General features: G+C 66.8%; 12 protein-coding genes. 4 read left to right on the forward strand and 8 right to left on the reverse strand.

From position 1 onward, the window contains the following. Positions 1-2 precede the first annotated feature (2 nt). From ftsE to rpoH, 3 genes are all read left to right on the forward strand, one after another. Positions 3-686: a cell division ATP-binding protein FtsE gene (gene ftsE, locus K7I12_RS02190; protein ID WP_231662863.1), complete on the forward strand. Its 684-nt coding sequence runs from the start codon at positions 3-5 to the stop codon at positions 684-686. Beyond that, positions 683-1,678 carry a permease-like cell division protein FtsX gene (gene ftsX, locus K7I12_RS02195; RefSeq protein ID WP_031384695.1) on the forward strand — a complete coding sequence of 332 codons (996 nt, stop codon included), beginning with the start codon at positions 683-685 and terminating at the stop codon, positions 1,676-1,678. The genes ftsE and ftsX overlap by 4 nt, the downstream gene beginning before the upstream one ends. Before the next feature lie 239 nt (positions 1,679-1,917). Beyond that, positions 1,918-2,787 carry an RNA polymerase sigma factor RpoH gene (gene rpoH / locus K7I12_RS02200; protein WP_031384694.1) on the forward strand — a complete coding sequence of 290 codons (870 nt, stop codon included), beginning with the start codon at positions 1,918-1,920 and terminating at the stop codon, positions 2,785-2,787. Positions 2,788-2,881: 94 nt separating this feature from the next. On the opposite strand, the gene K7I12_RS02205 is transcribed toward rpoH, so the two are convergent. From K7I12_RS02205 to K7I12_RS02230, 7 genes are all read right to left on the reverse strand, one after another. Then, the gene (locus K7I12_RS02205; protein WP_231662864.1) at positions 2,882-3,952 is read right to left on the reverse strand and encodes a 3-deoxy-7-phosphoheptulonate synthase; all 1,071 of its coding nucleotides are present in this window, start codon (positions 3,950-3,952) and stop codon (positions 2,882-2,884) included. 310 nt (positions 3,953-4,262) lie between these two features. After that, positions 4,263-4,394: a hypothetical protein gene (locus K7I12_RS17440; protein WP_269438538.1), complete on the reverse strand. Its 132-nt coding sequence runs from the start codon at positions 4,392-4,394 to the stop codon at positions 4,263-4,265. A gap of 87 nt (positions 4,395-4,481) precedes the next feature. Next, positions 4,482-5,195 carry a dihydromonapterin reductase gene (folM, locus tag K7I12_RS02210; protein ID WP_231662865.1) on the reverse strand — a complete coding sequence of 238 codons (714 nt, stop codon included), beginning with the start codon at positions 5,193-5,195 and terminating at the stop codon, positions 4,482-4,484. Then, positions 5,192-5,977 (reverse strand): FAD-binding oxidoreductase, encoded by a 786-nt coding sequence (locus K7I12_RS02215; protein ID WP_231662866.1) that lies wholly within the window; start codon positions 5,975-5,977, stop codon positions 5,192-5,194. The genes folM and K7I12_RS02215 overlap by 4 nt, the downstream gene beginning before the upstream one ends. A gap of 7 nt (positions 5,978-5,984) precedes the next feature. Then, a complete protein-coding gene (gene ubiD / locus K7I12_RS02220; RefSeq protein WP_231662868.1) occupies positions 5,985-7,466 on the reverse strand; it encodes a 4-hydroxy-3-polyprenylbenzoate decarboxylase in 1,482 nt (493 codons plus the stop codon). 224 nt (positions 7,467-7,690) lie between these two features. Beyond that, complete coding sequence (gene rho / locus K7I12_RS02225; protein WP_031384689.1) at positions 7,691-8,950, reverse strand: transcription termination factor Rho; 1,260 nt, start codon at positions 8,948-8,950, stop codon at positions 7,691-7,693. Between the two features lie 412 nt (positions 8,951-9,362). Continuing rightward, positions 9,363-9,695: a thioredoxin family protein gene (locus tag K7I12_RS02230; protein WP_031384688.1), complete on the reverse strand. Its 333-nt coding sequence runs from the start codon at positions 9,693-9,695 to the stop codon at positions 9,363-9,365. Between the two features lie 168 nt (positions 9,696-9,863). Here K7I12_RS02230 and ppx point away from each other — a divergent pair, with 168 nt between their 5' ends. Next, positions 9,864-11,390: an exopolyphosphatase gene (gene ppx, locus K7I12_RS02235; protein ID WP_231662870.1), complete on the forward strand. Its 1,527-nt coding sequence runs from the start codon at positions 9,864-9,866 to the stop codon at positions 11,388-11,390. 37 nt (positions 11,391-11,427) lie between these two features. On the opposite strand, the gene tilS is transcribed toward ppx, so the two are convergent. Further along, entirely contained in the window at positions 11,428-12,645 is a 1,218-nt protein-coding gene (tilS, locus tag K7I12_RS02240) for a tRNA lysidine(34) synthetase TilS (protein WP_231662871.1), read from the reverse strand. Positions 12,646-12,784 lie beyond the last annotated feature (139 nt).

Here is a 12,784-nt window from a genome sequence, read left to right on the forward strand (position 1 = left end):
CCGTGATCGCCTTCGAGCACGTCGGCAAGCGCTACGGTGGGCGTTTCGAGGCGCTCGCCGACATCGATTTCGGCGTCGCGCGCGGCGAGATGCTGTTCCTGACCGGGCACTCCGGCGCCGGCAAGAGTTCGCTGCTGCGCCTGATCATGCGCCTCGAGCGGCCCTCGCGCGGGCGCCTGCTGGTGGCCGGCCACGATATCGACCGGCTGCACAACAGCCAGATCCCCTTCTACCGGCGCCAGATCGGTGTGGTCTTCCAGGATCACCAATTGCTGTTCGACCGCGACATCTTCGCCAACGTCGCCCTGCCGCTGGAGATCCAGGGCGTCGAGCCCCGCGAAGGCGCGCGGCGGGTGCGTGCGGCACTCGACAAGGTGGGGCTGTTGCATCGCGAGCGCGCACTGCCGATCGAGCTTTCCAGCGGTGAACAGCAGCGCGTGGGGATCGCCCGGGCGGTGGTCAACAAGCCGGCGTTGCTGCTCGCCGACGAGCCCACCGGCAATCTCGACCCGCAACTGTCCGCCGACATCATGCGGCTGTTCGAGGAGTTCAACCGCATCGGTACCACCGTGCTGGTCGCCAGCCACGACCTGGCGTTGATCGCCCGGCTGCGTCATCGCCTGCTGCGCTTGCGCGAAGGTCGCCTGATCAGCGACGAGCGTATCGATCAGGGAGGCGCGGCATGAGCGACGCCTCGCGCGGCAACGATTCCCGCCAGCCAGCACCGCGTCGCGGCGCGCGCAGCCACCGGCCGGGCTTCGACAGTCGCCGCCGTGCCTGGGTGCGTCACCATCGCCAGATGGCCTCCGACAGCGCCCGGCGGCTGCTGCGCCAGCCGCTTGCCAGCCTGATGACGATGCTTGCCATCGGCATCGCGCTGCTGCTGCCGGCGGGTCTGTGGCTGGCGCTCGACGGCGCCAAGGGCGTCGGCTCGCGACTCGAGGAGAGCGCCACGCTGACCGCCTACCTGGCGCCCGCGGTGGGCGAACGCCAGGCGATGCAACTGGCCGATACCCTGCGCAGCCATCCCGAGGTCGACGGGGCCCGACTGATCACCGCCGCCGAAGGCATGGCCGAGTTCCAGCAGGCGCTGGGGCTCGACGATGCGCTGGCCGAACTCGACGATAACCCGCTGCCGGCCAGCGTGGTGGTATCGCCGCTCGACACCAGTCCCGCGGCGGTCGACGATCTGCGCAGTCAGCTGGCGAGCGTCGACGGCGTCGACGAGGTGCGCGTCGACCTTGCCTGGCTGGAACGGCTGAGCAGTCTGGCGGCGTTCGGCCAGCGCCTGGCCCTGGCCCTGGCGGTACTGTTCGGCTTCGGCGCCTTGCTGATCGTCGGCAATACCATCCGCCTGGCCGTCGAGAGTCGGCGACGCGAGATCGAGGTGGTGACGCTGATCGGCGCGACCCACGCCTTCGTGCGCCGGCCGTTTCTGTACAGCGGCGCCTGGTACGGGTTGGGCGGCGGGCTGAGCGCCTGGCTGTTGCTGAGCCTGGGCGGGCGCTGGCTGACCGCGCCGTTGCAGACGCTGGCCGAGAGCTACGGCGCGCAATTCGTGATGCCCGGGCTCGGCTGGCAGGGCTCGGCAATTCTGCTGGCTTCGAGTACACTGTTAGGCTGGTTGGGCGGCTGGGTCGCGGTGCATCGGCATCTTGCCGAAACCCGCCCGCGTTAAGCTGGCAGTAACAATCAACCCGAAATGAAGTCAACATGAAATGAAGCAGCAAGCGGGAAGCAGTTCGGGCGTAAAATGTGCCCGCGAGCCGCTTGCGCGAGCGTTGAACTTGTTTCTACGCTAAAGGTCTTAGTATGAGAACGTCGAAGTCAGGCTTTTTTAATGTCAACGGTTACCGGGTCGAGCCCACTGCTCCCCGCGTTGGGTAATTTCTTTTGGGCAACATGGAGACACCCTGCATGAGCACCAGTCTTCAGCCTATTGGCCAGCTTTCACCCGGCCATGACTTGAACGGCTATATCCAGGCGGTGAATGGCATCCCGGTGCTGACCGTGGACGAAGAGCGCGAGCTTGCTTTCCGCCTGCACGATGAAAACGATCTCGAGGCGGCGCGTCGTCTGGTCATGTCGCATCTGCGCTTCGTGGTGCATATCGCCAGAAGCTATTCGGGCTACGGTCTGCCCCAGGCCGACCTGATCCAGGAAGGCAATGTCGGCCTGATGAAGGCCGTCAAGCGTTTCGATCCCAATCAGGGCGTACGGCTGGTGTCGTTTGCCGTGCACTGGATCAAGGCCGAGATCCACGAGTTCGTGCTGCGCAACTGGCGGATCGTCAAGGTGGCGACCACCAAGGCCCAGCGCAAGCTGTTCTTCAACCTGCGCAGCGCCAAGAAGCGCCTGGCCTGGCTGAACACCGACGAAGTCGACGCCATCGCCAAGGATCTCGACGTCAAGCCCGAGGTCGTGCGCGAGATGGAAGGGCGGCTGTCGGCCTTCGATGCCGGTTTCGACGCCTCGCCGAGCGATGACGACGAGCAGAGCAGCTATCAGGCGCCGGCGCAGTATCTCGACGACGCCCGCTACGATCCGGCCGTGCAGCTCGAGGACAGCGACTGGGAGGCCGACTCCACGCGTCGCCTGCAGGAGGCGCTGGGCAGCCTCGACGAGCGCTCGCGGCACATCCTGCAGAGCCGTTGGCTGGCCGACAGCAAGGCCACGCTGCACGAGCTGGCCGACGTCTACGGGGTTTCCGCCGAGCGGATCCGCCAGCTCGAGAAGAACGCCATGAAGAAGATTCGTCAGCAGCTGGGCGAATCGCTGGCGGCCTGATCGGGTAGCGCTCGCGCGTTACCCGGCAACAGGCCCTAACGACAGTACGATGCAGGCGCCCCGCCAGGCGGGGCGTGATGGCAGGCGCCGCGGCTCAGCGGCGTAGCCGTTCGGCTGCGCGTGTCAGCAGCGACTCGGTAGTGTCCCAGCCCAGGCAGGCATCGGTGATCGACACCCCGTAGCGCAGCGCGCCGGGCTTGAGCGGCTGCTTGCCCTCGTTGAGATGGCCCTCGAGCATGACCCCGACCAGGCTGTCGTCGCCGGCCAGGCGCTGGTCGAGCACGTCGAGCAGTACCTCGCTCTGGCGGCGATGATCCTTGCGCGAGTTGGCATGGCTGCAATCGACCATGATCCGGGCCGGCAGGCCGGCCTCGCCGAGTGCCCGGCGACTGGCAGCAACGCTCGCGGCATCATAGTTGGGTCGGCCATGGCCGCCGCGCAGCACCAGGTGGGTATGGGCGTTGCCGTCGGTCTCGCGCATCTCGGGGCTGCCGTCGAGGCCCATGGCGAAATGCCGGTGGCCGTGCGCGGCGGCCTGCATGGCGTCGATCGCCACGCCAATATCGCCGTCGGTGGCGTTCTTGAAGCCCACAATGGCCTCGAGCCCGCTGGCCATCTCGCGGTGGATCTGCGATTCGGTGGTGCGCGCGCCGATCGCCGCCCAGGCCAGCAGGTCATCGAAGTAGCCGGCCGCCAACGGCTGCAGCAGTTCGCTCGCCACCGGCAGCCCCAGCGCGGCGATGTCGCGCATCAGCCGCCGCGACAGCGCCAACCCGCTGGCCATGTCGTCGCTGCCGTCGAGGTGCGGATCGTAGGCCAGCCCTTTCCAGCCCACCGTGGTACGCGGTTTCTCGACATACACACGCATCACCAGCAGCAGCCGGTGGTCGATCAGCCGGTTGAGCTCGGCCAGGCGCTCGGCGTAGGCCAGCGCGGCCTCTGGGTCGTGGATCGAGCAGGGCCCGACGACCACCAGCAGGCGATCGTCACGGCCGTCGAGAACGGCGCGAATCGCCTGGCGCTGGGCATCGATCCGCGCCGCCAGCGCGCCGCCAAGGGGAATGTCGCGACGCAGTTCGGCGGCGGTGGGCAAGGCGCGCTGCGGCGCTCGGCTGGCTTTTCGCGTCTCGCGCGGGGCATCGGTCAGGGTCAAGGGGGCATTCATGAGCAGATTCCTGGCACAAGCCCGCATCAGCGGGCTGGGAGACTTCGTGGCGTTCGTTGGCCGCCCATGGGCTGGCTACCCAGACCTGCCCGGCCAGAGGCGGCAGACTGTACTGACCGGGAGCGGCTAAATCGCCAATAGCCCGCGTCCCGAGAAGCCTCTGAATAGCGCGGATAGGCGAATGTGCAGCGGGTCATGGTCGTCTCCTTGTCGCGATTGGTGTCTGCCGGGCATTAAAAAACCCCCGCCGGGTTGCCGACGGGGGTCTGGGGAGGCAACCCTGCGGTCAGGGTGCGCTCGTGGCTCAGGCCTAATCGGCCGGGCCGCCGGGCGCACCCCGCGTAAACCAATAGCCATAACCCTGCCAGCCGGACACCACAAAGTCGCCGGCGAAAGCGCGGCGGAGCGTCGTGGCGATGGCTGACTGCGGGTTGCTGACCATGGGTCGTCTCCTGATGTTCGCTTTCAATCCTACACGCCCGGCGCGGTTTGGCAACCCCGACGAACGCCAGGCGAACAAATCCGCTGCTCAGCAGCCAGCAGAGCCGCCATCCACCGTCAGGGTCACGCCGGTGGTGAAGCGATTGTCGAGCAGGTAGCGCAGGCTCTGGTAGATCACCCCGGGGCCCGGTACCAGGCCCATCGCCGAGTGGAGGCGTGCATCCTCGCCGATCGCGCCGTCGTCCTCGCCGTTGAGCATCACCGGCCCCGGAGCGATGGCGTTGACCTGGATACGCGGGGCGTACAGTGCGGCGAACGAGCGGGTGAGGTTGTCAAGCCCCGCCTTGGTCGCGGCATAGGCGGCATGCTCTTTCATCCCGTGCAGGGCCAGGTGATCGGTGATGTGGACGATGTCGCGCTGTGGCTCGCCACACGCCTCGAGCAGTTCGCGACAGTGGCGGTTGATCAGGTACGGCGCCTGCATGTGGACGTTGAACAGCCGCTCGAAATGCGCCCCGTTGCCATCGTCCTCGGCATCCGCCGCCCAGCTCGCGGCGTTGTGGACGATTGCCCGCAGTGCGGACGTTTCTTCGCGCAGCCGGGCGATGAAATCGAGGATCCCGGCCCGCTCGGCGAAGTCCCCCTGCAGAGTGATCGCGCCACGCCGGCGCAGCGCCTCGAGCGAGGCGTGCTCGCGCCGGTAGCCGACGATCAGCGGGTGGCCGTCATCGAGCAATCGCTGGGCGCAGTAGTGGCCGACCCGCTGGGCGCCACCGGTGATCAGGATCGGCGAGGCGCTCATGCCCGCTTCTCCCGCACCAGGCTGCCTAGCGTGGGCACCAACGGCTCGCGCGGCGCATAGGCGAACACATCGGAAAACACCCGCGAGGGCTCGAGCCCCAGCGACGCCAGGACGTCGACGCAGGCATAGACCATGCCCGGCGAGCCGGAGAGATAGACGTCATGGCCGGAAACGTCGACATCGTCCAGAGCCTCGCCCAGCGCGGCATCGATGCGGCCGACATGGCCGTGGATGCGCTCGGCGGCGAAGGTGTCGTCCATGCCCTGCTCGCTGACGCCGTGGAAGGCCATGCCCGGGTACTGGGCGGCCCATTCCCGGGCCAGGCTCTCCAGGTAGAACTCGCGGCGTTCCCTGGCCGCCCACCACAGGGCGATCTCGCGCTCGGGGTCGGCATGCAGCGCGGCCTCGACGATCGCCTTCATCTGGGCGAAGCCGGTGCCCGCGGCCAGCAGCAGCAGCGGGCGGGTACTGCCGGGGTCGAGCACGCAGTCCCCGCCGGGCAGGCGCAGGGTCAGCTTCCGGGCTTCCGCCAGCAGCTCCCGCAGTCGCGCGGAGTTGCTGCGCTCGGGCCAGTGCTGGATATGCAGTTCCAGGCGGCCATCGCCGTCGTGGGCGTTGGCGATGGAGAACGGTACCCAGGTCGCGGGGTCCAGCTGCATCTCCAGGTACTGGCCGGGCGCATGGGCCATGGCCTCGGCACGGCCCTCCAGGTGCACCCGGAAGACGTCGGGGGTGAGGTCCTCGACCTCGACGACCTGGCAGGTCAGGGTCCTTGCCGTCATGCTGTCCTCATGATTGATCGGGCAGGTTGATGCCGAGTTCCGCCCAGCGTGCATCGACCCGCGCCTTGGTGGCCTCGTCCATGACGATCGGCCGGCCCCACTCGCGGTCGGTTTCGCCGGGCCACTTGTCGGTGGCGTCCAGGCCCATCTTCGAGCCCAGCCCGGCGATCGGCGAGGCGAAGTCGAGATAATCGATCGGGGTGTTCTCGACCATCACCGTATCACGCGCGGGATCCATGCGCGTGGTGATCGCCCAGATCACGTCCTGCCAGTTGCGCGCGTCGACATCGGCGTCGAGCACGATCACGAACTTGGTGTACATGAACTGGCGCAGGAAGCTCCACACGCCCATCATCACCCGCTTGGCGTGCCCCGGGTACTGCTTGTTCATGGTCACCACCGCCATGCGGTAGGAGCAGCCCTCCGGGGGCAGGTAGAAGTCGACGATCTCGGGGAATTGCTTGCGCAGGATCGGCACGAAGACCTCGTTGAGCGCCAGCCCGAGGATCGCCGGCTCGTCCGGCGGGCGTCCGGTGTAGGTGGAATGGTAGATCGGATCGCGACGGTGGGTGATGCGCTTAACGGTGAACACCGGGAAGGTCTCGACCTCGTTGTAGTAACCGGTGTGATCGCCGTAGGGTCCCTCCTCCGCGGTGTCGTCGGGGTAGATGAAGCCTTCGAGGACGATCTCGCTCGATGCCGGCACCTCGAGTTCGGCGTGTCCGCACTTGACCAGTTCGGTGCGCGAGCCGCGCAGTAGCCCGGCGAAGGCGTATTCCGAGAGCGTATCCGGGACCGGCGTCACCGCCCCGAGAATCGTCGCCGGGTCGGCGCCCAGCGCCACTGCCACCGGGAACGGCTCGCCGGGGTGGGCCTGCTGCCATTCGAGAAAATCCAGCGCGCCGCCACGATGGGAGAGCCAGCGCATGATCAGGCGATTCTTGCCGAGCTTCTGCTGGCGATAGATGCCCAAGTTCTGGCGTTCCTTGTATGGGCCCCTGGTCACCACCAGCGCCCAGGTGACCAGCGGCGCGACGTCGCCCGGCCAGCAGTGCTGGATGGGGATGCGGTCGAGATCGACCGCTTCGCCCTCGTGCACGACCTCCTGAACCGGGGCCTTGCGCAGCGTCCTGGGCCCCATGCTCATCACCTGGCGGAACACCGGCAGCTTGTCGATGGCATCGCGAAAGCCCTTGGGCGGCTCGGGCTCCTTGAGGAACGCCAGCAGCTCGCCGACCTCGCGCAGCGCGGCCACGCTGTCCTGGCCCATGCCCAGCGCCACGCGGCGCGGCGTGCCGAACAGATTGCCCAGCACCGGCATTTCATGGCCCTTGACGTTCTCGAACAGCAGCGCCGGGCCGCCGGCGCGCAGGGTGCGATCGCAGATCTCGGTGATCTCAAGATACGGATCGACCTCGGCGCTGATCCGCTGCAACTCGCCCTGCGCCTCGAGCGCCGCGACGAACTCGCGCAAGTCCTTGTACTTCATTCGGATTCCCGATTCCGGAACGACGAAAAGGGCAGCATAGCATGCCGCCCCTTCAGTTCATTGCCCTGGTATTGCTCGCTGCCGAGTGATGAGAAGAAGCCAGGTGCGTTATGAGCGATACGCAGACAAGGCGAATCCGACTGAGGCCGCGGAATGTACGAGTTTGTACATGAGCATGCCGAAGGAGGATTCAACACCGTCTGCGTGAGCGCAATAGCACCTGGTCAGCGGCGCTTCATGGCCTCGAAAAACTCGATATTCGTCTTCGTGTCCTTCAATCGGTCGATCAGGAACTCGGTCGCCGCGGTATCGTCCATCGGATTGAGCAGCTTGCGCAGGATCCACATGCGCTGCATCTCGTCCTCGGAGGCGATCAGGTCCTCGCGTCGGGTGCCGCTGCGGCGAATGTTCATCGCCGGGTAGACGCGCTTCTCGGCGAGCTTGCGGTCGAGATGGGCTTCCATGTTGCCGGTACCCTTGAACTCCTCGAAGATCACCTCGTCCATCTTGGAGCCGGTGTCGACCAGTGCGGTGGCGATGATCGTCAGGCTGCCGCCCTCCTCGATGTTGCGCGCCGCGCCAAAGAAGCGCTTGGGCTTTTCCAGGGCATGGGCGTCGACACCGCCGGTGAGCACCTTGCCGGAGCTCGGCACCACGGTGTTGTAGGCGCGCGCCAGGCGGGTGATGGAGTCGAGCAGGATCACCACGTCCTTCTTGTGCTCGACCAGCCGCTTGGCCTTCTCGATCACCATCTCGGCGACCTGCACGTGGCGCGCCGGCGGCTCGTCGAAGGTCGAGGCGACGACTTCACCGCGCACGGTGCGCGACATCTCGGTGACCTCTTCCGGGCGCTCGTCGATCAGCAGCACGATCAGGTGACATTCGGGATTGTTGCGGGTGATCGAGGTGGCGATGTTCTGCAGCATCAGCGTCTTGCCGGCCTTGGGCGGCGAGACGATCAGCCCGCGCTGGCCCTTGCCGATGGGCGCGGTGAGATCGATGATGCGCGAGGTCAGGTCCTCGGTGGACCCGTTGCCGATCTCCATGAACATGCGTTCCTGGGGAAACAGCGGGGTGAGGTTCTCGAAGAGGATCTTGTGCTTGGCGTTTTCGGGCTTGTCGAGGTTGATCTGATTGACCTTCAACAGCGCGAAATAGCGTTCGCCTTCCTTGGGCGGGCGAATCTTGCCCGAGATCGAGTCGCCCTTGCGCAGATTGAAGCGGCGAATCTGCGACGGCGAGACGTAGATGTCGTCGGGCCCGGCCAGATAGGAGCTGTCGGCGCTGCGCAGGAAGCCGAAACCGTCCTGGAGGATCTCGAGAACGCCATCGCCGTAGATATCCTCGCCGCTCTTGGCGTGCTTCTTGAGGATGGCGAAGATTATGTCCTGCTTGCGGGAGCGGGCGAGGTTGTCGATGCCCATCTCCTGGGCGATCTCCAGCAGCTCCGGAACGGTCTTTTGCTTGAGTTCGGTAAGATTCATCTTTTGTTCAGAAATAGCTCGTGTCAGCGTGGCGGCTTTGGGCCGATAGGACAGGAGGCGGTGACGGTACGCCGCGCGGTGCGTTCAGAACCCGATGTGAGCCTCTCGCCGGATGTGGGCATCGAATAGCGTCTCCGCGAGGAGGCCATGGATACTATCGGAATCGAGGGAGGCGCTGTTCCTTCGCCTGGTGTTACGTTCCTTCAATCAACGACTGCCAATCGACAGCGGAGATGAACAGCGGGTTTTCTGACGACTTGGGATTGACCGCGTCGGTGGCACCGCGCGACGGTCGGGAAGCTTTCGGAACAGGCGAACGCTTCGATACTAGTTAAGCGCGAAGATAAACGCAACCCCTGCGACGGGCCGGGCCCCGAAAAGGGCCGGCACCATCGTCGAAACCGCGCGGCGCTCATGCGTCGAGGGCGGTTTCGATGAAGCTCGCCAGTTGGGCGTCATCGAGCGCGCCCACCCGCGTGGCGTCGAGATCGCCATCCTCGAACAGCGCCAGCGTCGGCATCCCGCGCACGCCGTATTTCTGCGCCGTCTGGGGGTCGCGGTCGACGTCGACCAGGTAGCAGCGCAGCCGCTCGCGCTGCTGGGCGGCGAGCCTTTCCAGGCGCGGGACAAGCGCCTGACAGGGCTCGCACCATTCGGCGACGAACACCAGCAACAGACTGCCCGGGGCCGATAGCTGCGTCTCGAGCACGTCGCCGGAGAGCCATTCGATGGATGCTTCGGCCATGATCTCGATTCTCCGTTGGTTGAAGTGTTGGTTGAAGTGTCGGTTGAAGTGTTGGTCGATAGTAGGGCGGCCATGCCTCTCCACCCGCCATTGGACGACGCCCGACGGCGATTGACAAGCCACCGGGGGGCCAGCAACCTTGCTTGAATGATCAGACAGGGACAGCACATGAGCAGGATGCCCGCCACCGCTCGGGAGCCGCGACGACTCGCGGCCATCGATCTGGGTTCGAACAGCTTTCACCTGCTGGTGGCCAACACGCACCAAGGTGAGTTGCAAGTGGTCGCCAGGCAGGGCGAAAAAGTCCAACTGGCGGCCGGCCTGGACGACGACGAACGGCTCGACGAAGCCGCCATGCAGCGGGCCCTGAGTTGCCTCGAGCGCTTCGCGCCCTTCGTCGAGGGCATCCCGGCCCAGCAGTTGCGCGTGGTCGGCACCAACGCGCTGCGCTCGGCCAGCAACAGCCAGACGCTGATCGCCCGCGCCGAGGCGCTGCTGGGTCACGAGATCGAGATCATCGCGGGGCGCGAGGAAGCGCGGCTGATCTACCTGGGCGCGGCCCATGCGCTGGCCGACGTCCATGGCAAGCGGCTGATCGTCGACATCGGCGGCGGCTCGACCGAGCTGATCATCGGCGAACATTTCGAGCCGCTGGCGCTGGAAAGCCTGCACATGGGCTGTGTGGCCTACACGCGGCGCTTCTTCGACGCTGGCGAGATCACCGAGCGGCGCTTTCGCCAGGCCGAACTCGCCGCACGGTCGGAAATCGCCAATATACGACGCGCCTATCGCGAATTGGGCTGGAGCGACCCGGTCGGCTCGAGCGGCACCATCAAGGCCGTCGCCGCGGTACTCGCCGCCGCCGGCGACAGCCCCGAGGGGATCATCCAGCGTGACGGCCTCGAGCGACTGCGCAAGCGCCTGATCAAGTGCAAGCAGCTCGACAAGGTGGAGCTCGACGGTCTCAAGGCCGACCGCGCGCGGGTATTCCCCGCCGGCGTGGCGATCCTCTGCGCGATCTTCGAAGCCTTCGAACTTACCCACATGCGCTATTCCGACGGCGCGCTGCGCGAGGGCGTGCTCTACGACCTGATCGGCCGCGATACCGCCGAGGATCCGCGCCTGCAGACGCTGGCCGCCCAGAAGCGCCGCTATGGCGTCGACACCCGCCAGGCCGACAACGTCGCCGCCACCGCCATGGCCGCCTTCGCCCAGGTGCAAACGAGCTGGCGGCTGAGCGACGAAGCCGGTCAGTTCCTGGCCTGGGCCGCCGAGCTGCACGAGATCGGTCTGGCCATATCGCACAGTCAGTTTCACCGTCACGGCGCCTACTTGCTGGAAAACGCCGATCTGGCAGGGTTCTCGCGCCCCGAACAGCAGTTGCTGGCGTTCCTGGTGCGCTGCCACCGGCGCAAGTTCGCCGTCAAGGAACTCGAGGCCCTGCCAACGGCCCTGCAGCCGCGCTATGCACGCCTGGCGCGGCTGCTGCGCCTGGCAGTGGCGCTCAATCACTCGCGCCCCGAGCAGCCGGTCATGGATTTCGCGCTCAATGTCGAGGGCGAGGCGCTGCAACTGACCCTGCCCCGGCACCTCGGCGAACATGCGCTGCTGCTCAACGACCTGCAGCAGGAGATCGCGTATCAACAGAGCGCTGGTTACCGGCTGGCAGTCGATCCGGTGGCGGTCGAGGTCTGAACGAGCGACGCACCGTGGCTTCGCTATCGAGCGGCAACTAGCACTGCTCCCAGCCCTCGGCGACGGCCACGCCCAGCACCGCGACCAGCATTGGGCCATGCCAAGCCAGTAATTGGCGGGGCCGCTGCCAGGGCGGCACCCCGGCCTCCTGCAACAAACGCTTGACGTCGCGTCGGCCGCGCCCGGCGACGCGCAGCGATTCGCCGCCCCGCCGCAGAGTCAGAACCAGCGCTTGCGGCGCGCCTCCCAGCGGCGCCAAATAGCCATCGACCGACCCCACCGGCGTCATCAGCGGCGTGTGGCCGTCCCATTCGCTTCGCCACTCGCCCGGCAGCGGTGCCGGCGGCGCCAGCAGATAGCAATGCCCGCGCCAGCAACGCGCCTCGCCACCCGGCCAGGCGACATGCACCTGAGCATCGTCGCGTGCCTCGAGCTGGGCGAGCAGCGTGTCGAGGCGCGCAGTGGGCGGAGTCGGCAGGTCGAGACGCTGACAGGCGTAGCGAATCAGTAGGCGCTGGCGGGCGGGGGAAAGCTGGCGTAGAACATCCAGCGCGAGCCGCGCCGGCACGCCACCAGCACGCGCCAGATCGAGCGCCGCCAGCTCGTCGAGCAGCGTATCGGCTTCCGAAGCGCGCGCGGCGACCCCGGCAAGCGATGCCGCGGCCTTGGGCCAACGCTCGGTGAGCAACGGCAGCACCTCCCGGCGCAGGAAGTTACGGTCGTAAGCGCTGTCGGCATTGCTCGGGTCGTCGCACCAGCGCACGCCTAGTACGGCAGCCTCCTCCGCCAGGCGTGCCCGCGTGACGCCCAGCAGCGGCCGTACCAGTTGCCGGCCCCACCAGTCGCGCCACGCCGGCATCGCCGCCAGCCCGCGCATGCCGCCACCACGCAGCGCGGCGAGCAGCACGCTCTCGGCCTGATCGTCGGCGTGCTGGGCCAGCCACAGCGTCTCGCCCGGAGCGACCCGCCGCGCAAAGGCCGCGTAACGCGCATCGCGGGCCGCCGCCTCGAGCCCTTGACCGGCCGGCACGACCGTCACCCGTTCGACGAACAGCGGCACGCCCAGGCGCGAACACAGCGCCCGGCAGTGCCGCTCGAAGTCGTCGGCAGCCGGTTGCAGGGCGTGATTGACGTGCAGCGCGTACAGTGGTCGCGGCACGCAGTGGGCGGCGTGCGCGGCCAGGGTCAGCAACAGTGAGGAATCGAGCCCGCCGGAAAGCGCGATCCACAGCGGGCGCCCTCGCGGCACAGCCATCAGGGCCTCACCGATCAAGAGTGAAAGGGCATGGCTAGACGTCATGCATAATCGGCTGGCAAAAATGATTATCAGCCTGCTCGAATCGGGCAATGCGAACAAGCTCGCGTCCACTTCCACCCTTTTCCAGAAACGCAGA

The sequence above is a fragment of the Halomonas sp. IOP_31 genome, assembly GCF_021151495.1.
GTDB lineage: Bacteria > Pseudomonadota > Gammaproteobacteria > Pseudomonadales > Halomonadaceae > Modicisalibacter > Modicisalibacter zincidurans.